This is a genomic window from Streptosporangium sp. NPDC049376 (assembly GCF_044466505.1).
Lineage (GTDB): Bacteria > Actinomycetota > Actinomycetes > Streptosporangiales > Streptosporangiaceae > Streptosporangium.
This window is the reverse complement of record NZ_JBITMT010000013.1, coordinates 67,566-87,555: the sequence shown is the minus strand read 5'-3', so window position 1 is coordinate 87,555 and position 19,990 is coordinate 67,566. Positions and strand designations below refer to the sequence as shown.

Annotated in this window: 22 protein-coding genes and 1 pseudogene; 16 read left to right on the top strand and 7 right to left on the bottom strand. The window is 71.9% G+C overall.

Features of this window, described 5'->3' with window-relative positions; genetic code table 11:
• Positions 1-101: 101 nt before the first annotated feature.
• Positions 102-491, bottom strand: coding sequence for a nuclear transport factor 2 family protein (locus ACIBVQ_RS28205; protein WP_399181079.1), 390 nt, complete (start codon positions 489-491; stop codon positions 102-104).
• A gap of 89 nt (positions 492-580) precedes the next feature.
• Here ACIBVQ_RS28205 and ACIBVQ_RS28200 point away from each other — a divergent pair, with 89 nt between their 5' ends.
• The gene (locus ACIBVQ_RS28200; RefSeq protein ID WP_399181077.1) at positions 581-1,348 is read left to right on the top strand and encodes a helix-turn-helix domain-containing protein; all 768 of its coding nucleotides are present in this window, start codon (positions 581-583) and stop codon (positions 1,346-1,348) included.
• Between the two features lie 6 nt (positions 1,349-1,354).
• Here the strand turns inward: ACIBVQ_RS28200 and ACIBVQ_RS28195 are convergent, their stop codons facing one another.
• Positions 1,355-1,744: a RidA family protein gene (locus tag ACIBVQ_RS28195; protein ID WP_352014999.1), complete on the bottom strand. Its 390-nt coding sequence runs from the start codon at positions 1,742-1,744 to the stop codon at positions 1,355-1,357.
• Between the two features lie 62 nt (positions 1,745-1,806).
• Between ACIBVQ_RS28195 and ACIBVQ_RS28190 the strand changes: the two genes are divergently transcribed.
• Complete coding sequence (locus ACIBVQ_RS28190; RefSeq protein WP_399181075.1) at positions 1,807-2,403, top strand: CGNR zinc finger domain-containing protein; 597 nt, start codon at positions 1,807-1,809, stop codon at positions 2,401-2,403.
• Between the two features lie 86 nt (positions 2,404-2,489).
• On the opposite strand, the gene ACIBVQ_RS28185 is transcribed toward ACIBVQ_RS28190, so the two are convergent.
• Complete coding sequence (locus ACIBVQ_RS28185; RefSeq protein WP_352015001.1) at positions 2,490-2,696, bottom strand: cold-shock protein; 207 nt, start codon at positions 2,694-2,696, stop codon at positions 2,490-2,492.
• 381 nt (positions 2,697-3,077) lie between these two features.
• On the bottom strand, positions 3,078-4,373 hold the full coding sequence (locus ACIBVQ_RS28180; protein ID WP_399181072.1) for an amidohydrolase family protein: 1,296 nt from the start codon (positions 4,371-4,373) through the stop codon (positions 3,078-3,080).
• On the opposite strand from ACIBVQ_RS28180, the pseudogene ACIBVQ_RS28175 reads away from it, so the two are divergent.
• Positions 4,276-5,199 (top strand): annotated as a pseudogene (locus ACIBVQ_RS28175) (MFS transporter); the annotation flags it as partial. The gene ACIBVQ_RS28180 and the pseudogene ACIBVQ_RS28175 overlap by 98 nt on opposite strands.
• 47 nt (positions 5,200-5,246) lie before the next feature.
• On the opposite strand, the gene ACIBVQ_RS28170 reads toward ACIBVQ_RS28175, so the two are convergent.
• Entirely contained in the window at positions 5,247-5,771 is a 525-nt protein-coding gene (locus ACIBVQ_RS28170) for a helix-turn-helix domain-containing protein (protein ID WP_399181260.1), read from the bottom strand.
• 168 nt (positions 5,772-5,939) lie between these two features.
• Here ACIBVQ_RS28170 and ACIBVQ_RS28165 point away from each other — a divergent pair, with 168 nt between their 5' ends.
• From ACIBVQ_RS28165 to ACIBVQ_RS28155, 3 genes are all read left to right on the top strand, one after another.
• Entirely contained in the window at positions 5,940-6,893 is a 954-nt protein-coding gene (locus ACIBVQ_RS28165) for an LLM class F420-dependent oxidoreductase (protein WP_352015003.1), read from the top strand.
• On the top strand, positions 6,890-7,342 hold the full coding sequence (locus ACIBVQ_RS28160) for a DUF6789 family protein (RefSeq protein WP_352015004.1): 453 nt from the start codon (positions 6,890-6,892) through the stop codon (positions 7,340-7,342). The genes ACIBVQ_RS28165 and ACIBVQ_RS28160 overlap by 4 nt, the downstream gene beginning before the upstream one ends.
• A gap of 157 nt (positions 7,343-7,499) precedes the next feature.
• Positions 7,500-7,658, top strand: coding sequence for a hypothetical protein (locus ACIBVQ_RS28155; protein WP_352015005.1), 159 nt, complete (start codon positions 7,500-7,502; stop codon positions 7,656-7,658).
• A gap of 5 nt (positions 7,659-7,663) precedes the next feature.
• Here the strand turns inward: ACIBVQ_RS28155 and ACIBVQ_RS28150 are convergent, their stop codons facing one another.
• Positions 7,664-8,338 (bottom strand): DUF6766 family protein, encoded by a 675-nt coding sequence (locus ACIBVQ_RS28150; protein WP_362915605.1) that lies wholly within the window; start codon positions 8,336-8,338, stop codon positions 7,664-7,666.
• Positions 8,339-8,431: 93 nt separating this feature from the next.
• On the bottom strand, positions 8,432-8,821 hold the full coding sequence (locus ACIBVQ_RS28145) for a hypothetical protein (protein ID WP_352015007.1): 390 nt from the start codon (positions 8,819-8,821) through the stop codon (positions 8,432-8,434).
• Positions 8,822-9,073: 252 nt separating this feature from the next.
• Here ACIBVQ_RS28145 and ACIBVQ_RS28140 point away from each other — a divergent pair, with 252 nt between their 5' ends.
• The 10 genes from ACIBVQ_RS28140 to ACIBVQ_RS28095 all read left to right on the top strand — a co-directional run bounded on the left by ACIBVQ_RS28140 (position 9,074) and on the right by ACIBVQ_RS28095 (position 19,590).
• Entirely contained in the window at positions 9,074-10,714 is a 1,641-nt protein-coding gene (locus ACIBVQ_RS28140) for a carbamoyltransferase C-terminal domain-containing protein (protein ID WP_352015008.1), read from the top strand.
• Entirely contained in the window at positions 10,711-11,697 is a 987-nt protein-coding gene (locus tag ACIBVQ_RS28135; RefSeq protein WP_399181069.1) for a glycosyltransferase family 2 protein, read from the top strand. Before ACIBVQ_RS28140 ends, ACIBVQ_RS28135 begins: the two co-directional genes overlap by 4 nt.
• The gene (locus ACIBVQ_RS28130) at positions 11,694-12,830 is read left to right on the top strand and encodes a glycosyltransferase family 9 protein (RefSeq protein ID WP_399181067.1); all 1,137 of its coding nucleotides are present in this window, start codon (positions 11,694-11,696) and stop codon (positions 12,828-12,830) included. Before ACIBVQ_RS28135 ends, ACIBVQ_RS28130 begins: the two co-directional genes overlap by 4 nt.
• Positions 12,827-14,020 carry a glycosyltransferase gene (locus ACIBVQ_RS28125; RefSeq protein WP_399181065.1) on the top strand — a complete coding sequence of 398 codons (1,194 nt, stop codon included), beginning with the start codon at positions 12,827-12,829 and terminating at the stop codon, positions 14,018-14,020. The genes ACIBVQ_RS28130 and ACIBVQ_RS28125 overlap by 4 nt, the downstream gene beginning before the upstream one ends.
• Positions 14,021-14,026: 6 nt before the next feature.
• Positions 14,027-14,578 (top strand): SIS domain-containing protein, encoded by a 552-nt coding sequence (locus tag ACIBVQ_RS28120; RefSeq protein WP_352015012.1) that lies wholly within the window; start codon positions 14,027-14,029, stop codon positions 14,576-14,578.
• Positions 14,575-15,957, top strand: coding sequence for a D-glycero-beta-D-manno-heptose 1-phosphate adenylyltransferase (rfaE2, locus tag ACIBVQ_RS28115; protein ID WP_399181063.1), 1,383 nt, complete (start codon positions 14,575-14,577; stop codon positions 15,955-15,957). The genes ACIBVQ_RS28120 and rfaE2 overlap by 4 nt, the downstream gene beginning before the upstream one ends.
• Before the next feature lie 18 nt (positions 15,958-15,975).
• Positions 15,976-16,656, top strand: a complete 681-nt coding sequence (locus ACIBVQ_RS28110; RefSeq protein ID WP_352015014.1) for an SDR family oxidoreductase — start codon at positions 15,976-15,978, stop codon at positions 16,654-16,656.
• A gap of 146 nt (positions 16,657-16,802) precedes the next feature.
• The gene (locus ACIBVQ_RS28105; protein WP_399181060.1) at positions 16,803-17,825 is read left to right on the top strand and encodes a glycosyltransferase family 9 protein; all 1,023 of its coding nucleotides are present in this window, start codon (positions 16,803-16,805) and stop codon (positions 17,823-17,825) included.
• Positions 17,822-18,778, top strand: coding sequence for a UDP-glucuronic acid decarboxylase family protein (locus ACIBVQ_RS28100; RefSeq protein WP_399181058.1), 957 nt, complete (start codon positions 17,822-17,824; stop codon positions 18,776-18,778). The genes ACIBVQ_RS28105 and ACIBVQ_RS28100 overlap by 4 nt, the downstream gene beginning before the upstream one ends.
• 593 nt (positions 18,779-19,371) lie before the next feature.
• Complete coding sequence (locus ACIBVQ_RS28095) at positions 19,372-19,590, top strand: hypothetical protein (RefSeq protein WP_362915620.1); 219 nt, start codon at positions 19,372-19,374, stop codon at positions 19,588-19,590.
• Positions 19,591-19,990: the final 400 nt, after the last annotated feature.

Here is a 19,990-nt window from a genome sequence, read left to right as displayed (position 1 = left end):
ACTCCGTCCTCCGGTCCACCCGACGCTTCCCGGGCCCCTGCGTACGGCCCGGCGCTCCCCATACCGCCTGCTGTACGGCCCGGCAGCCCGCGTAGGCCGGGTCAGCGGCCGGTCGGCGCCCACCAGGTCAGGTTGGCCGCGGCCTGGGACACCGGTTCGATGATCTCCCACGCCTCGGCGATCAGCCCGTCGTCGAGGCGCCAGATGTCGACGACGGCGATCTCCGGCCCGGTTCCGGGAAGCCGGCGCAGCGAGTGCATCACGACGTGGTCGCCGGATTCCAGCAGGTGCCGTACCTCGACCCGCATCCCGGCTGTCGGGCCGAGCGCGGCGCCGACTGCGGCGAGCCACTCCGTCTTGTTCTTCGAGGTCGCGTCCGGCCGGTGGTGGACGAAGCCGTCGCTCAGCAGCGGCGCGAGCGCGTCGACGTCTCCGGTCGCGACCAGGGCCGTCAGCGCCCGTTCCACGACACCTTTGTTACCTGTGGTCATGGGTCGCCAGTGTTCCCACCCCCGCCGGGGTTGTCGATGAAATGCCATTTCATGGCGTACGGCCCACAGGAGGGCTAGTGTCGGCGGCCATGCGCACGGTCGGGGAACTGTTGCGGCGGTGGCGGCACCGCCGCGGGCTCAGCCAGCTCGATCTGTCGATCGCCGCCGACGTCTCGGCCCGGCACGTCAGTCTGGTGGAGACCGGGAGGTCCCGACCGAGCGCCGACATGGTCATTCGGCTCGCCGAGCAACTCGACGTGCCGTTGCGTGAGCGCAACCGGCTACTGCTCGCCGCCGGTTTCGCCCCCCGTTACCCGGAACGGCCGCTCGACGGGGACGCGCTGCCCGCGGCCCGGGAGGCGGTCGAAAGGGTGTTGCGCGCGCACGAGCCGTACCCCGCGCTGGTCGTCGACCGCCGGTGGGACATCGTGCTGACCAACCACGCCGTCGCCCCGTTTCTCGCGCGCGTCGCCCCCGAGCTGCTCCGCCCGCCGGTCAACATGGTGCGGCTGGGGCTTGATCCGCGTGGACTCGCCCCGTTCATCGTGAACCTGGCGGAGGTGCGCTCGCTGCTGCGTGTCCGGATCTCCCGTCAGCTCGCGGTCGCCCCCGACCCCGGATTGGCCGCGCTCCACGAGGAACTGCTGGCCCCCGGGGGTGCGGAGGTGGTCCATCGGGCCGAGTCCGAGGTCGCGGCTCCGATGATCTTCCGTTTCGACGGCCGGGAGCTGCGGCTGTTCTCGACCGTCACCACGTTCGGCACCCCGCTGGACATCACGCTGGAGGAGGTCTCGATCGAGTCGTACTACCCGGCGGACGCGGAGACCGCCGCCTACTTCACCGGGCTCGACCTCTGACCCGGGTCACACGACGGCGACGGCGTCGATCTCCACGAGGCATCCGGGGTTGAGACCGGCGACGATGTGGAGCGTGATGGCGGGCGGCGGGGCGGCGAAGTTCCAGACCTGACGGAAGGCCGCCACGCCCTCGTCGAAGGAGTGGCCGTCGACCACGGCGATGGTCCAGTGCACGATGTTCGCCAGGGTCGCCCCCTCGCTCTCCAGGATGGTCGAGAGGTTGTGGAAGATCTGCGCGGCCTGCTCCCCGACCGTGGGGCCGACGACCTTGCCGTCGGGGCCGACGCCGTTCTGGCCGCCGATGTAGATGGTCTTCGTCGGCTGCTCGACCACGACGGCCTGGCTGAAGGCCGGGCTGCGGTGGAGACCCTCGGGGTTGATGTGCCGGACGCCCATGTGTTTCCTCCTGCATGACACCGGTAATACTGGTTTCGACTGACACCAGTTATAGTGGTTACATGCGCACGAACGCAACCGGACGGGTGCTCCACGACCCCAAGGGCGGCTCCTTCCGCTTCGACGCGGGCGCCGTCTGCCTGGATTTCGCCTACACCGGAGGCGAAGGCCGCTACGCGGTGTTCGAGACCCTCCATGAGCCGACCGACCTGGTCGAATGGCTGGCCCAGCCGCCGTTGGACGCGGTCGTCACGGCCCCCGTGACAGCCGACGACCTGGTCGCGGCCAAAACCCTCCGCCAGGCGATCTGGGAGGCGGCACGGGCCAGGGCGGCGCGCCGCCCGCTGTCCGCCGAGGCGGTCGCGGCCGTCAACCGGGCCGCCGCCTCACCGCCACTCGTCCCCGAACTCACCGGGAACGGCACGGCCATCGGGTGGGCGGCACCGGTTCTGGCGTCCCAGGCGCTGTCCACGATGGCCCGGGAGATGATCAAGCTGCTGTCCGGGCCGCTGGCCGAGCGCTTCCGCGAGTGCGCCAGCGAGACCTGCCCGCTGGTCTTCGTCGACTCCTCCCGGCCCGGTGCCCGGCGCTGGTGCTCGATGGAGCGCTGTGGCAACCGCCACAAGGTCCGGGCCCTGCGTGCCCGCCGTACGACATGACCTCGGTGGGAGACGCGACTCCGTTGGTGGAAAAGGAAAAAGGGCCCGCGCCGTGAAGGCGCGGGCCCTGATCCCGGTGTTCGTCGTCAGGAGGCGACGATGTTCTCGGCCTGCGGGCCCTTCTGGCCCTGCGTGACGTCGAAGGTCACCTTCTGGCCCTCGCGCAGCTCGCGGTAGCCGCCCTGGCCGACGATGTTGGAGTAGTGGGCGAAGACGTCGGCGCCGCCGCCGTCCTGCTCGATGAAGCCGAAGCCCTTTTCCGCGTTGAACCACTTCACGGTGCCGGAAGCCATATTGATCTCCTCTTGGTAGGTGTAGAGCCGAAATCCGTACTGACACGAATTTCGCGTCGCCGTGATAAGCCCACACCGGAGAAGACCGGTAAACAAAAAATGCACCCGACGCTACAAACCGTCAGGTGCACACAAGTTCATCATGGGTACCAAAACTGCAACTGCCATCAACGTATCACAGCCGTGGGGATGGTCCACGTCCCCCGGGCGAACATGGCCCAAGGAGGGCCGACCCGGCCTCCGGCCGTTGGGAACCGTCAGCGGTCGACGTCGGCCAGGCCTCCAGCGGCGCGGCCTCCGCCGATTCGCCGAAGGCACGCCGTACGGTCTCCGCGGTGAAGCCTCCACCGGCCTGAGCGGTGGAGGCTTCACCGGAAGGTGCTATCCGCCGTGGCCGGTGGTGGTGAGACGGTTCTTGTAGATACGGCCGTCCTTGACGATGGCGGCCAGGTTCTTGCCGGGGTCGGAGAGAAGGCTCAGGTCATGGGTCGGGTCGCCCTCGACGACCAGGACGTCGGCCCAGGCACCGGGTTCGATCACGCCGAAGCGCGCCTGCCGGTAGGGGTCGCGTTCGCCCGACAGACGGAACAGCTCGGCGTTGCCTGAGGTGGCCATCTTCAGGGCCTCGACCGGCGTGAACCCGAAGTGCGTGGTCAGACGGGTGAACATCTCGCTCTGCCGGTCGCTCTCGGCGGGGTTCAGCAGCAGGTCGGTACCGAAGGCGATCTTCGTGCCGCACTCGCGCGCCCACTCGTACGTCCGGGCCACGCCTTCGCACACCTCCTTGTTCTTCTCCGTCGAGACGGGGTCGGTGTAGACGTGGTCGCTTTCGAGGAAGGGCTGGGTGCTGAGCCAGACGCCGTACTTGGCCATCCGGGCGAGGGTGTCCTGGTCGGCGGCCAGGTGGCCGTGCTCGATGGCCTTGATCCCGGCCTTGATGGCACGGCGGATGCCGGTGTCGTTGTAGACGTGCGCGGACACGTACGTGCCCCAGTCGGCGGCCGCCTCGACCGCCGCGCGCAGTTCGTCTCCGGTGTACTGGACGACGTCCAGCGGGTCGTAGGTGGAGGTCACCCCGCCGCCGGCCATCACCTTGATCTGGCTGGCGCCGCGCTTGAACTGCTCGCGGACCGCCGCGAGCACCCGGTCCCTGCCGTCGGCGACCCGCATGAACCCGATCTCCTCCGCGCGGGAACCCGGCCCGCCGAAGATCGTCGCGTCGTTGTGTATGTCGGAGAAGTCGCCGTGGCCGCACGTCTGGGAGATGGCCGCCTGGCTCGGGTAGATGCGGGGTCCGGGCAGGACGCCCGCGTCCAGGGCGAGGCGCAGCGAGGCGACGTCTCCCGCCATGTCCCGCACCGCGGTGAAGCCCCGCATGAGCATCCGTCCGGCCTCGGCCACCGCGTTGTAGTACCCCACGCCGGTGCTGCCCGTCATCAGGTCCGCGTGCGTGCTCCCGGCCGCGAACACATGCACGTGCGCGTCGGTGAGACCGGGCATGAGCGTACGTCCGTCCCCGTCGATCACCACCGCGTCCAGGCCGGGCGCGTCCCGTTCCCGAGCGATCCTGCCGTCCCGGATGTACACCGACCGAGGCTCGCTGAGCCCGTCGGACACCCCGTCGAACACCCGCACGTCCTTGATCAGGATCGGCACCCGGCCGTACTCACCACTCACGAAAACCCCTCCCCGAACCCGGACGACACTCGCGCCCACCAGGAGATATATCGGCCCGACCTGGCATGAGGCCCCCGACCACGGTCAGCGGCGCCCCAACATTGACCCTCGCCGCCCTCCGGGCTCCGCGCGGCCGTACGGTTGCCCGCACCTGGCAGGTGTACCTTCGGCGGGGTGCTGGTTGGTCGTCGCCGCCGCCCGCAGTCTGGTCGCCATGACGACGACACCTCCCGACGCGAGGCTGGGGCTTCGCGGCCGGCTCATTCTCATCACCCTGTGCGGGGCGACGTTCATGACCGGGCTGGACTACTCGGTCATCACGGTCGCGCTTCCGGAGATCGGCCGGGAGCTGCACTTCTCCGGCGCCGCGGCCCTGCAGTGGGTGGTCACCGCGTGCCTGCTGCCGACGGCCGCGTTGATGCCGCTGTTCGGACGGGCCTCCGACATGGTCGGCAGGCGCAGGCTGTTCATCGCCGGAGTGGCGGCCTTCACCGCGTTCTCACTGCTCGCCGGGCTCGCGCCGGGTGCTGGGCTGCTCGTGGCGGCACGGGCCGGACAGGGCGTCGCGGCGGTCATGATCGGCCCGACCGCCCTGGCGCTGATGACCGCCGCCTTCCCGGAGGGGCCACGGCGTACCAGGGCCCTGGGGGTCAACGGCGCCCTGCTCTCGCTGGGGTTCGTCATCGGGACGATCGGCGGCGGCCTCATCACCAGCGGCCTGAACTGGCGGTGGACCATGCTCATCCTGTTCGGCATCGGCGTCCTGGTGATGCTCGGCGCGGTCGCCGTGGTCCGCGAGACGACGGCCCCGGCTCGGGCCAGGCTTGACGTCCCCGGCGCGATCCTGGCGAGCGGAGGGCTGTTCGCCCTGGTCTACGGCGTCTCCACCGGCGATGTCCTGGCGCTGTCGGCCGCGGTGGTCCTTCTCGGCGTCTTCCTGGTCGTCGAGTCGCGGGCCTTCTGCTCCCAGTCGACGTGGAGCCCACGGGAGAACTCGGTCTCCAGGAAGTCGATGAGGACGAAGTTCGGCCTCTCCTCCCCCTCGAACGGCCGGTGCGGCGCGAGCAGGGCGTGCGCCAGGCGGTTCCACGCCAGGATGTCGCCCCGCCTGCCCACCGCGATGGCGGGCATCTCGGTGAGGGAGTCCACCATGAGCCGCACCCCGGGGCGCAGCCGTTCCGGCCTGGCCCGCTCCCGGCCCCGGGAGGCCCTGGCCAGCCGGTGCAGGTGGGCGATCTCCTCGCCGTTCAGCCCGAGGACGCGGGCCACGGAGTCCAGGACCTCCTCGGAGACGTTCGGGCTCTGGCCCTGTTCGAGCCGCGTGCAGTAGCCGACGCTGACCCCGGCGAGGGAGGCGAGCTCCTCCCTGCGCAGCCCCTCGACCCGCCGGTTCCTCACTCCGGCGCTCAGCCCACGTCCTGCGGCCTGAGCCTGGCCCGACGTGAACGGAGGAACTCACCAAGAGCGGAACTCGGGTACATGCCTCCAGAGCCTATTCACCGGCTGATCTGTTTCACCCTGACGGGCGGGGTAGGGGAAGGACCACCCCGTCGAAGGGAGCCGACGATGACCAGGTTCGGCTATTTCCTGAGCTGTGAGGAACACGATCCGAAGGAGCTGGTACGGCAGGCCAAGCTGGCCGAACAGGCCGGGTTCCAGGCCCTGTGGATCTCCGACCACTATCACCCGTGGCTCGACGAGCAAGGTCAGAGCCCGTTCGTGTGGAGCGTGATCGGCGCCCTCTCCCAGGCCGTCTCGCTGCCCATCACCACCGCCGTCACCTGTCCCCTGGTGCGGATCCACCCGGCGGTCGTCGCCCAGGCCGCCGCCACCAGCGCCGTGCTCACCGAGGGCCGGTTCCGGCTCGGGGTGGGGACCGGCGAGGCGCTCAACGAGCACATCCTCGGCGACCGGTGGCCGCCGGCGGCCGTACGGATGGAGATGCTCGCCGAGGCCGTCGAGCTCATGCGGTGGCTGTGGAGCGGCGAGCTGGTCACCCATCGCGGCCAGTACTACGAGGTGGACACCGCCAGGCTCTACACCCTGCCCGACGAGCCCCCCGAGATCTACGTGTCCGGTCTCGGCGAGCACTCCGCCGAGCTGGCCGGGCGGATCGGTGACGGCTTCATCACCACCGGTCCCAGCGCCGAACTGGTGGAGACGTTCCACAAGTCGGGTGGCGCGGGCAAGACGACGCAGGGCGGGCTGAAGGTCTGTTACGCCTCCGACGAGGCGCAGGCCCGCTCGCACGTGCACCGGCTGTGGCCGACGCAGGGCATCAAGGGGGAGGCGTCGCAGCTGCTGCCGCTGCCCCGGCACTTCGCACAGCTCGCCGAGATGGTCGGGGAGGACGACGCGGTCGCCTCCTCCCCCTGCGGTCCCGACCCGCGGCGGCACCTGGCCGCCATCCGCCAGTACGTCGACGCCGGGTTCGACGAGGTCTACGTCAACCAGATCGGCCCCGACCAGGACGCCTTCTTCGACTTCTACGCCGCCCAGGTCCTGCCGGAGCTGACATGAACGGGCGGGGGCTGCTCGAAGGCGGGGTCGGCGGCGCGCTGGCCACCGCCGCGATGAGCGCGGTGATGCTGGCGGGGAGCCGGGCGGGGCTGATGGCGGACCAGCCGCCCAAGCACATCGCCCGCGCCGTCCTGCCCGGCCACCCGCACCGCAGGAAACCGGGTGAGGGCGTACTGGGCGCCCTGGCCCACTTCGGCTTCGGAATGACGGCGGGGGCGCTGTTCCGCCTGGTCAGCAGGGGGCACCGGACTCCGGTGCCGGTCGGGATCGGGTACGGCCTGGCGATCTGGCTGGCCAGTTACCAGGGGTGGGTACCGGGGGTGACGGCCCTGCCGCCGATCTCCGCGGACCGGCCGGGGCGTCCGGCGGTCATGGCCGTCGGGCACGTGGTCTACGGCATCACCCTCGCGGCGGTGCTGAACAGGTTCCGTGACCGACACGATCGGTAGAACTTTTCCCATTATTTCATAGCGGCATATGCGAAATATGTATATGTCGGGGTATCGATGGCTGGGTCGCGCCATCGACAATTCCGGAGATCGATCACCGGACAACATTTCGATCGCCCGGCAATGGAAGGCCGCAAAGCGGAACGGAGAAATCACGATGACCGAGACGGACCCCGAGGACACCTCGCCACAGCCTCCGGCCCAGGTGCCGGACGACCGGGAGAACGCCGCGGGAGCGGACGCCCCCGTCGGCATCGACCCCGAAGGCCCCGAGCCGAACGTCCCCGACGACCGGAAGGACACGCCCAAGCCCTGAGACGCTCAGTTCTCCGTTGAGGTCTCCTCGTGCGGGGTGCCGACGGGCTTGGACTCCGGTGAGCCACGCTGACGCAGGTAGATCGAGAGCACCACCATCGACAGTACGGCCAGCAGCTCCGACTGCCAGTTCTGCAACGTACGGTTCCAGAAGTCCGGGGAGGCGACGTACCCTCCCAGGCTCACCGGGTCCTGCAGCTGTGACAACTGCCGACGGTTGTAGCTCGCGGTGCCCGCGACCGCCTGGGCCAGCCAGGACAGCACGAAGATCGCCCCCATCAGCAGGCCGAGGGAGTTCCCGTACAGCGTCTGGCGCAGCCCGGTCGCCCCGGCCCATTCGGGGCTGCCGGGCACGGCGTGCCGCCCGACCTTCTGCTCGGCGTCGCTTCCCGTACCCTCCTCACCCGGTTTCTTCGACTCGGGCGAGCCCCGCTGCACCAGCCAGACGGTGATGACGATGAACAGCAGGAACTGGAGGTACTCCGACTGCCAGTTCTCCGCCACGTCGACGGCGAAGTCGGAGGAGGTGACGTACTGCCACCAGGAGACGGCCGACCCGCCGTTGGCGAGTTGGTCGGCGTTGGCGTCCGCCACCCCCGCGACGGACTGCCCGACGACCGCCAGCAGGAAGGCCACCAGGAAGAACAGGCTCAACGCGTTGTCCCGCACGAAACGTCTCACGGCGCCCCCTAACGCTGCAGCAGGCCGATGGCGAAGAAGTAGACCAGCCCGGCCGTGATGACGGTCATCGTGACGACGAACATGGCGCGCATCTCAGGTCTTCACCTCACAGCTGTACGGCAGGTCACCCCGTGACCTGCACCCGGCCGCCCGCACCAGCCAGCCCAGGGGGAAGCGGTGCAGGAAGACGGTGTCGTGCGTGAGCCGTACCTGGGCCTCGTCTCCCCAGACGGCGGTCTCGCGCACCTGCCCGCCGGGCAGGTCGAGGCCGAGGACTGCCTTGGCGCAGACCTCACCGCCGGTGCGCAGCCCCTCGACCGCCTCGGGGGCCAGCAGGGTGCAGGCGCGCTGCCCGTCGTGGTCGCGGACGGCGGTGTAGAAACGCTCGACGGTCCGCTCCGCGGCGCTCTTTCCCTCTGTGGCGCATCCCGACAGGCCCAGCGTGAGGGCCAGCGCGATCACCGGTACGGCTCGGACGTTCACCCGACCCCCCTACCCGGGCTTTCCCGTACCTCACCCGTCGCCCCCGGCTGCGATCACCGTCCGACGCGGGTGATCATTCCCGATGCTTTCCCGAAGAACGCCTTGTCGTTCGCCATTTCCGACAGTAAACCTCGATTAACTATAGAAATCCACATATATCTAATATTCGATCATTTTCATGATTTTTCTTGATTTGTCGGTTTTGAGGAGGACTTCGTCGGTAGTTATCCGGTGCGCAGGAGAGGTGGACCTATGAGATTTCTCGGGATCAATGCGATCTTTCATGATCCGGCGGCGGCGTTGATCGTCGACGGTGAGGTGGTCGCCGCGGCGGAGGAGGAACGGTTCAGCCGGCGCAAACACGGTAAACGGCCGGTGCCGTTCTCGGCGTGGGAGCTGCCCGAGAAGGCGGCGGCCTGGTGCCTGGAACGAGCGGGGCTGCGCCCGGAGGACCTGGACGCGGTCGCCTACTCCTACGACCCGAACCTGGTACGACCGGGTCAGGCCGGACTGGACGAGCGGTGGGAGGAACTGCGCACCACGTACGCGCGGCGGGCCCCGGCGTTCCTGGCGGGAGTGCTGCCGGGACTGGACGCGGCACAGGTGCGGTACGTACCCCACCACGTGGCGCACGCGGCCTCCGCCGGGCTGGCCGCGCCGTACGAGGACGCGGCGGTGCTGGTGTGCGACGGGCGGGGAGAGGCCCTCTCGCACCTGGCCGGGGTGTACGAGGACGGGCGGCTGCGGGTGCTCGCCGCCCAGGAACTGCCGCACTCGCTGGGGCTGATGTACGAGGCGGTCACCGAGCACCTGGGGTTCATGCGCTCCAGCGACGAGTACAAGGTGATGGCGCTCGCCTCCTACGGCGCGCCCCGTTTCCTGGACGAGCTGCGGGAGCTGATCTACACCACCGGGGACGGCGGGTTCCGCGTCGAGCCGATCGACTGGGCGGCGTACGCCAAGGCGTTGCGGCCGGGACACGACTGGGGCGAGGAGCACGCGGACCTGGCGGCCAGTGTGCAGACCCGGCTTGAGGAGGTGCTGCTCGAACTGGCCTGCTGGCTGCACGAACGGACCGGGCGGCGCGTGCTGACGATGGCCGGTGGGGTGGCGCTGAACTGCGTGGCCAACACCTACCTGGCCGAACGGGGCCCGTTCGAACGGGTGTGGGTGCAGCCCGCCGCCGGGGACGCGGGAACCGCCCTGGGCGGGGCGTTGCACCTGGCGCGGGAGTTCGGCGAACCGGCCGCGCCGATGCCGGGGGCGGACCTGGGCCGCGAGTGGTCGGACGCGGAGCTGGCGGCCTGGCTGCGGGCGGCGCACGTGCCGTACGAGGAGCCGGCGGACGTGGCGGCGACGGTCGCGGCCGAGCTGGCCGCCGACCGGATCGTGGCGTGGTTCCAGGGCCGCAGCGAGTACGGCCCACGGGCGCTGGGACGGCGCTCGCTGCTGGCGCACCCGGGCAGGGCGGGCAACACCGAACGGTTGAACGAGGTCAAGGGCCGTGAGCAGTTCCGGCCCGTGGCGCCGATGGTGCTGGCCGAACGAGCCGGGGAGATCTTCACCCGGGGGCCGCTGCCGAGTCCGTACATGCTGTTCGTGCACGACGTGGACCCGGTGTGGCGGGAGCGGATCCCGGCGGTCGTGCACGTGGACGGCACGGCCCGGGTGCAGACCGTGGAACGGGAGACCGAGCCGCTGCTCGCGCGGATGCTTGAGGAGTTCGCGAACCGGACCGGGGTGCCGGTGGTGGTGAACACGAGCCTGAACACCGCGGGCAGGCCGATGGTCGACGATCCCCGCGACGCCCTTGAGTGCTTCGGCTCGGCGCCGGTGGACGTGCTGGTGCTGGGGCCGTACCTCGTGCGCCGGGAGGCGGTGTTCGCCACATGAGCGCTTCGGAGACTCCCGGCGAATTCACGGTGGTGATTCCCACGATCGGCCGTCCCAGCCTGGCCACGACACTGGCCGCGCTCGGCGCGGACGTGACGGTCGTCGTGGTCGACGACCGCCCCCCTACGGCCGTCGGCGAGCTGCCGGGGGCCGGGTCGGACCGGGTGCGGGTGGTGCGCTCGGGCGGCCGGGGCCCCGCGGCGGCGCGCAACGCCGGGTGGCGGGCGGCCGGGACGCCGTGGGTGGTGTTCCTTGACGACGACGTGGTCCCGGCGCCCGGCTGGGCACGGGCGGTGACGGCCGACCTGACCGGTCTGCCCGAGGAGGCGGCCGGCAGCCAGGGCCGGGTCGAGGTGCCGCTGCCGCAGGGCAGGGCGCCGACCGACGACGAACGCAACACCGCCGGCCTGGCGGGGGCCGCGTGGATCACCGCCGACATGGCCTACCGGCGGGCGGCGCTGGAGAAGGTCAACGGCTTCGACGAACGCTTCCCACGGGCCTACCGCGAGGACGCCGACCTGGCGTTGCGGCTGCGTACGGCGGGCTGGCTGCTGGTGCGGGGCGAACGGCTGGTGCGGCACCCGGTCCGTGACGACGGGCCGTGGGCCAGCCTGCGCCGTCAGCGGGGCAACGCCGACGACGCGTTGATGCGCCGGGTGCACGGCCCCGGCTGGCGGGCGGCCGTCGGCGAGGGCGGGGGACGGCTCGGCAGGCACGCGCTGACCACCGGCCTCGGACTGGTGGGCCTGCTGGCGGGCGCGCTCGCCCTGGGGAGCGACGGCCGCGCCGCCCGCGCCCTGCGGGGCGGCGCGGCACTGGCCGGGGCCGGGTGGCTGGCGTTGACCGCCGAGTTCGCCTGGGCGCGGATCGCCCCGGGGCCGCGCACCGGCGAGGAGATCAGGCGGATGACGGTCACGAGCGTGCTCATCCCGCCGGCCGCGTGCGCCCATCGGCTGCGCGGCGAATGGCGGGTGCGCCGATGACCGCCTCGTCCTCCGCCGCGAAGGCGCTCTCGGCTCCGTGGTCGCGGACCGGGACGGTCCTGGTGGCGCGGACGGACAACGCGGGGGACGTGCTGCTGGCCGGTCCCGCGATCCGGGCGGTGGCCAACCACGCCGTCAGGGTGGTCGTGCTGGCCGGACCGAACGGGCAGGCCGCGGCCGAACTGCTGCCCGGGGTCGACCAGGTGATCCGGTGGCGCACCCCGTGGATCGACCCGGCCCCGCCGCCCCTGACCGGCGAGCACGCCGCCCGGCTGATCGAGGCCGTCCGGCGGGTGGCGCCGCGGCAGGCGTTGATCCTCACCTCCTTCCACCAGTCGGCGCTGCCGCTGGCGGCGCTGCTGCGACTGGCCGGGGTGCCCAGGATCGCCGCGATCAGCAACGACTACCCCGGCTCCCTGCTGGACGTGCGGCACACGGTCGACGAGGAGGTGGACGTCCCCGAGGCCGAACGGATGCTCGCCCTGGCCCGTGCCGCCGGGTTCGAGCTGCCTCCCGGCGACGACGGGCGGCTGGCCGTACGGCATCCGCTGCCCCCGGTCGGGCACCTGACCGGGCCCGCCGGGTACGTGGTCGTGCACCCGGGGGCCTCGGTACCGGCCCGCGCCTGGCCTGCAGGCCACTGCGAGCGGGCGGTGCGGCACCTGGCCGCGGCCGGGTACCGGGTCGTGGTCACCGGAACCCCCGGCGAGACGGCGCTCACCGCGCGGGTCGCCGGATCGCACGCCGTGGACCTGGGCGGCAGGACCTCGCTGGCGGAGCTCGCCGGGGTGCTGGCCGGGGCGGAGGCGGTGGTGGTCGCCAACACCGGGCCCGCGCACCTGGCCGCCGCGGTCGCGACCCCGGTGGTCAGCCTGTTCTCCCCGACCGTCCCCGCCGCCCGGTGGGCGCCCTACGGGGTGGCGGTGACCCTGCTCGGGGACCAGCACGCGCCCTGCCGGGGCAGCCGGGCCCAGGTCTGCCCGGTCGCCGGGCACCCGTGCCTGTCCTCGGTGACCCCGGCCCAGGTCGTCGACGCGGTACGCCGGTTGGCGGCGCCGCAGGACTGGGTGGAGGAGGGCGAGGACGAAGAGGACACGGTACGCCGTCTGACGGTGAAGGAGGAGGCGTCATGAGGATCGCCCTGGTCTCCGAGCACGCCAGCCCACTGGCGACGATCGGCGGCGTGGACGCCGGTGGGCAGAACGTCCACGTCGCGGCCCTGGCCACCGCCCTGGCCGGTCGCGGCCACGAGGTCGTCGTCTACACCCGCCGGGACGCCCCCGGCCTGCCGGAAACGGTGGTCATGGCGCCCGGGGTGAGTGTCGAACACGTGAGCGCAGGACCGGCCAGGCCGATCCCCAAGGACGACCTGCCACCGCACATGCCCGCCTTCGCGGCCCACCTGACGCGCCGCTGGACCGCCGAACCGCCGGACGTGGCGCACGCGCACTTCTGGATGAGCGGCATGGCCACGCTGACGGCCGCCGGTGAGGCCGGGGTTCCCGTGGTGCAGACCTTCCACGCGCTGGGCACCGTCAAGCGACGCTGGCAGGGCGCCGCCGACACCAGCCCGCCCGAGCGGATCGCGACGGAGACCGACATCGGACGGCGGGCCGCGGCGATCGTGGCCACCTGTTCCGACGAGGTCACCGAACTGCGGGCGATGGGGATCCCGGACAGGAAGGTCACGGTCGTACCGTGCGGGGTCGATCTGGAACGCTTCCGCCCCGACGGTCCCGCCGCCCCGGCCGGTGGGCGTCCCCGTGTGCTGAGCATCGGCCGGATGGTCGCCCGCAAGGGCGTCGACACGGTCATCCGCGCGCTGCGCCGGGTGCCCGACGCCGAACTGGTGATCGTCGGCGGCTCCCCCGACGACGAGGAGGTCGGGCGGCTGCGGCTCCTGGTCGCCGGGTACGGGCTGGCCGGGCGGGTCCGCCTGGTCGGCAGCGTGAGCCGGGGAGAGGTGCCCGCGCTGCTGCGCTCGGCCGACGTGCTGGTGACCGTGCCGTGGTACGAGCCGTTCGGCATCGTGCCGGTCGAGGCGATGGCGTGCGGAGTTCCGGTGATCGCCTCGGCGGTCGGCGGACACCTGGACACGGTGGCCGGGTGCGGGCTGCTGGTGCCGCCGCGCAGGCCGTACGCCCTGGCCCGTGCCCTGAACGACCTGCTGGCCCGCCAGGGCCTGCGCGAACGGCTCGCCGCCGCCGGGGTACGGCGGGCCAGGGAGCGGTACGGATGGCCGCGGATCGCGGCCCAGACCGAGTCGGTCTACCAGGCTCTGATCAGCGGCCGGCTCGACCGGCTCGCCGTCGCGGAAGGTTGAGCGGACATGCATCCTCATCTGTTCCGGCTGAGCACGACCCTGGTCTCCGTCGACCGGGAGACCTCCAGAATCCAGGCGTGGGGCAGCAAGCTCGCCGCGGTGCTCAACGGCGGAGGCCGGTTGCTGACCTGCGGGAACGGCGGTTCCGCCGCGGAGGCGCAGCATCTGAGCGCCGAACTGGTCGGCCGCTACCGCGCCGACCGGCGGCCGTACGCGGCGATCCCGCTGCACGCCGACACCTCAAGCCTCACCGCGATCGCCAACGACTTCGGCACCCAGGAGGCCTACGCCCGCCAGGTGCGCGCGCACGGCAGGCCGGGGGACGTGCTGATGTGCCTGTCGACCAGCGGCGCCAGCGGCAACGTGCTGGCCGCGGCGCAGGCCGGGCGGGAGTGCGGGCTGACCACGTGGGCGCTGACGGGCCCGGCCCCCAACCCGCTGGCCGAGCTGTGCGACGAGACGCTGGCGGTCCCTGTCCAGGACGTGGCCACCGTGCAGGAGGTGCACCTCGCGGTGATCCACATGCTCTGCGACGTGATCGAGGAGGACCACTCGTGACGGGCCCGATCGTGATCGTCGGCGACTGCCTGCTCGACGTGGACATCGAGGGCAGCGCGGAACGGCTCTGCCCTGAGGCTCCGGCGCCCGTCGTCGACGTGCGTGTGGAGCACCGGCGTCCGGGCGGGGCCGGGCTCGCCGCGCTGCTCGCCGCCCGCGACGGCGCCGAGGTGACCCTGGTCACCGCCCTCGCGGACGACACCTCGGGCCGTCACCTGACGGGCCTGCTCCCCGAGGGCGTTCGGGTGGTACGGCTGCCGCTGCGGGGCGCAACCGTCCGCAAGACCCGGGTCAGGGCGGGGGGCCAGACCCTGGTCAGGATCGACTCGGGCGACGGCCTGGCCAGGATCGGAACGGACCGGGTGCTCCGGCGGCGCCTGTCGGCGGTGCTGCGCGGCGCGCGGGCGGTCCTGGTCTCCGACTACGGGCGCGGTGTCGCCGAGGTGTGCCGTCCCCTGCTGGAGGACCTCCTTCTTGAGGGTCTCCACGCCCCGATCGTGTGGGATCCGCATCCGCGCGGCGCCGTTCCGCTGCCGGGCTGCGCCCTCACCACGCCGAACGAGGCCGAGGCCACCAGGCTGTGCGGGCGGCCGTACGCGACACCGGAGGACGTCGCCCTGCGGCTGGCCGGTGAACTCGGGGTGGGGGCGGTGGCCGTCACCCTGGGAGACCGGGGAGCCGTGCTGGCGCGCCGGGACGGCAGGCACGTCCGTATCGCCCCGCCCGACGTGGCCTGCGGGCGTGACCCGTGCGGCGCGGGCGACAGGTTCGCCGTCTCCGCGACCCTCGCCCTGGCGGGTGGCGTGCCCGTCGAGGAAGCGGTCACCGCGGCGGTCGGCGAGGCCACCCGGTTCGTGAAGGCCGGAGGGGCGGCGGCGGTCCGGTCCGTCTCCCCCGCCGGTGTCCCCCCGCCCCGCGTGTCGGCGAACGGCGCGGACGCGGCCGCCCTCGTCCGGGCCTCCGGTGGCAGGCTCGTGGCGACCGGGGGGTGCTTCGACCTGTTGCACGCCGGTCACGTCAGCCTGCTCCGCCGTGCCAGGGCCCTCGGGGACGCGCTGGTCGTGTGCGTCAACTCCGACGCGTCGGTACGGCGTCTGAAGGGCCCCGGCCGTCCCGTCATCGCCCAGCAGGACCGTGTCGAGGTGCTGCGGGCGCTGGAGTGCGTCGACGCGGTCGTCGTCTTCGACGAGGACACGCCCTCCGCCGTCGTCGAACGGCTCCGGCCCGAGGTGTGGGTCAAGGGCGGCGACTACACCGAGGCCGACCTTCCCGAGGCCGACACCGTACGGCGCTGTGGCGGCGACGTCGTGATCCTGCCGACCGTGCCCGGCTACTCGACCACCGGGCTGATCACCGCCCTGCGCACCACTCGTTCCTGACGTTGAGGAGAGGTTCACATGCTTGGAAATATCCTGATAACCGGTGGAGCGTCCGGGCTTGGTCGGGCGGTGGCCGTCGCGGTCGCCAAGGAGGGCGGCAGTCCTCTGGTCGTGGACGTCAACCCGCCGGAGAACGGCTTCGACCACGTGATCGCCGACCTGACCGACCGCGCCCAGACCGAACGGGCCGTGGCCGAACTGGCCGACCACGCCGGAGGTCTGGACGGGGTCGTCACCGCCGCCGGGATCGACGCCTGCGGGCGGCTGGAGGACGTGCCCGCCGACGCCTGGGAACGGGTCGTCCAGGTCAACCTGATCGGCACCGCCACGGTCGTCCGGGCCGCGCTGCCGTACCTGACCGCCTCCCGGGGACGGGTGGTGACCTGCGCCTCCACGCTGGGACTGCGGGCGCTCAGCGACGCGACCGCCTACTGCGCCTCCAAGTTCGGGGTGGTCGGGTTCACCCGCGCCCTGGCCGCGGAACTGGCCGGGCGGGTCGGGGTGACGCTGCTGGTGCCCGGCGGGATGCGCACCCCGTTCTTCGACGGCCGCACCGAGCAGTACAAACCGGGCCCCGACACCCTGCTCAACCCGCCGGAGGACGTGGCCGCCACCGTGCTGTTCGCGCTGTCCCAGCCGCCGGGATGCGAGGTCAGGGAACTGGTCGTGTGCCCCTCGACCGAGGCCTCCTGGCCGTGACCGCCCCCGGCCCCCGGAGCCGGCTCCCGGCAGGCACACCGCCGTCCGGTCCCTCCGGCGCCGCTCTCGGGGAGAACACACCGCCGTCCGTCCCGGGATCTTCGGGCACCGGGGTTCCCGGGCCGCGGCACGCGGGGGAGCCGACGGTGCTGGTGCTGCGGGGCCTGGGCCTTGGCGACCTGCTGACCGCCGTACCGGCGTTGCGCGGCCTGCGCCGTGCCTGGCCCCGGCACCGGATCGTGCTGGCCGCGCCCGCCGTACTGGCCGGGCTGGCCCGGCTGACCGGCGCCGTCGACGAGGTCCTGAACGTCCACGGTCCCGGGCCCGTCCTCTTCCTCGGGGCCGAGGTGGCGGTCAACCTGCACGGCGCGGGACCGCAGAGCACCACGGCGCTGCTGCGCACCGCCCCCGGCCGGTTGCTCACCCACTCCCATCCCACCCTGCCGGAGGTGTCCGGCCCCGCCTGGCGGGACGACCGGCACGAGGTGGAGCGCTGGTGCGCCCTGCTTGAGTGGTACGGCATCGCCGCCGACCCCGCCGACCTGGCGCTGTCCGTTCCGTCCGTCGAGACGACCGGGGAGGCCGAACCGGCCGGGCTCACCGGAGGCGTCGAAGTCGCCGGGTCGGCGGGCACGGCCGTGAACGCCGGATGGGCCGGGGAGGCCGAAAGGCCGGGGCATGTGATCGTCCATCCCGGGGCGGCCTTTCCCGCCCGCCGCTGGCCCCCCGACCGGTTCGCCCAGGTCGCCGCCGCCCTCGCCGGTGACGGCCACCGCGTCCTCATCACCGGGGACGCGGCCGAACGCGACCTCGCCCACACCGTGGCCGCCCTCGCCGGGCTGCCTCGCGAAGCCGTGCTCGCGGGCCGTACCGGACTGGAGCGGCTGGCGGCGCTGGTCGGGACGGCACGGCTGGTGGTGTGCGGGGACACCGGGGTCGCGCACCTGGCCACCGCGCTGTCCACCCCCTCTGTCGTGCTCTTCGGCCCCACCCCGCCCGCCCGCTGGGGTCCCCCGCCCGGGAGAGGGCACCACGTGGTGCTCTGGCGCGGCCGCACCGGCGACCCCTTCGCGACCCGGCCCGACCCCGGTCTGCTGACCATCAGCCCCGCCGACGTCCTGGCCGCCATCGCCACACTGCCGGCCGCAGAGGAAAGGAGCCCATCATGAGAGTCCTGGTCACCGGAGGAGCCGGATTCCTCGGCTCCCATCTGTGCGAACGCCTCCTGGCCCGTGGCGACGAGGTGATCTGCATGGACAACTTCCTGACCGGATCGCCCGACAACGTCGAACACCTCATGGGTCAGCCCGCCTTCCGGCTCATCGAGACCGATCTGACCGGCTTCGTCCATGTTCCCGGTGCCGTGGACCTCGTCCTTCACCTGGCCTCGGCCGCCTCCCCCGTCGACTACCTGCGCCACCCCATCGACACCCTCAAGGTCGGCAGCCTGGGCACCCTGCACGCCCTGGGCCTGGCCAAGGAGAAGCACGCCCGTTTCGTGCTGACCTCAACCAGCGAGGTCTACGGCGACCCCCTGCAACACCCGCAGATCGAGACCTACTGGGGCAACGTCAACCCCGTCGGCCCGCGCAGTGTCTACGACGAGGCCAAACGTTTCGCCGAGTCCCTGGCCACCGCCTACCGCAACGCCGCGGGCACCGACACCGCGATCGTGCGGATCTTCAACACCTACGGTCCCCGGATGCGCCCGTACGACGGCCGCGCCATCCCCACCTTCATCCGCCAGGCCCTGCACGGCGAGCCGATCACCGTGACCGGCGACGGCTCCCAGACCCGCTCCATCTGCTACGTCGACGACACCGTCGCCGGCATCCTGGCCCTGGCCGACAGTGACTTCGCGGGCCCGGTCAACATCGGCAACCCCGCCGAGGTGACCATGCTCGAACTGGCCCACACCATCCGTGACCTGGCCGGATCGTCCTCACCGATCGTCTTCGTCCCCCGCCCGACCGACGACCCGGCCGTGCGCCGCCCGGACACCGGCCTGGCCGCCTCCCGGCTGGGCTGGCAGGCCACCGTCCCGGCGGCCGAGGGACTACGCCGGACCATCGACTGGTTCACCGCCCAACTCCACCGTCCCGAGGAACTCACCCGTAGTTAGGCTCCGGGCCTTCGAGGGAGCGTCCTCGTCATCGATCCGCCGTCAGAGCGCGGGAGCCCGCGCAGGCCGGGTCTTACCCAGGGAGTTCGGGATCCACGAACCGGAGATCGGGGCTCGCGAAGCCCGTCTCCCGAGCAGGTTTACCGATCACTGGACGGAAATTTGATCATGTGAACGTCTGTGTCGCCCGGGGGCACGGGTATCTGCACTCCGAACACACGAGGAGTGCCATGACCTTCCACGTTCGATCCGTCCCCACATGTTCCGTGCTGGCGGTGGGCGTCCTGTTGCTCGGCGGAGCCGGGGCCGTCTCGGTCCAGACCTCCGCCTCCGCCCAGACGGCTTTGACGACGGCCGGGGCCACCGATTCGTCTCCGTCGAGCTGCTGCGACCACCATCACTGCGGGAAGTGCCCGCCCGGCCGCCCTGGCCCACCCGGCCCACCCGGCCCACCCGGCCCGGAAGGACCGGAAGGACCGCCCGGCCCTGCGGGCCCGGAAGGACCGCCCGGCCCTGCGGGCCCGGAAGGACCGGCGGGGCCACAGGGACCGGCGGGCGAGCCCGGCCGGGACGGTGTCTCCGGCTGGGAGGTCGTGCAGGAGGAGTTCACGAATCCGCCGTCCTCATCCACACCCCAGAGCGCCATGTGCAGCCCGGGCAAGCGGGTGCTGAGCGGCGGGTACACCATGCCCAACACGCTCTCGCCCAGCGCCTCCCGCCCGGTGGGAGCCAACGGCTGGGAGGTGGTTCCGCCCGGCAACTACGGCTTCCCGTTCGACTTCACCGTCTACGCGATCTGCGCGGACGTCTAAGCCCGCAGGGGAGCGGCGTCAGGGCCCAGGCCTTCCGAAACTGCGGGCAGGGGAAGGTAGCGGGCTGGCCGGACAGAACTTGCGTTCTGTCCGGCCAAATCTCACGCTGAGCCACATCGCCCCTGGTGGCACCGACCCGGGCGCCGGGCCTGCCACCGGGGTTGAACTCGTGGTGGCGTAGGTCCCGACCTGCCGTGTCCGCCGAGTAGACCGACATCGTGAGGTACGCACAAGGCGGAGGACCGTCCGCCGAACGACCGACAACAACCCTTGGTGCGCGAATAAAGAAAACAAACAGAACGATTTCGTGCCGCTGGACATCGCCCGTAACGGGTCGGTGAGGCGTCCGCCGGCCGCGTGACCTCCCCTCCCGTGCCTCAGAAGGAGAGCGGTGAGCCGA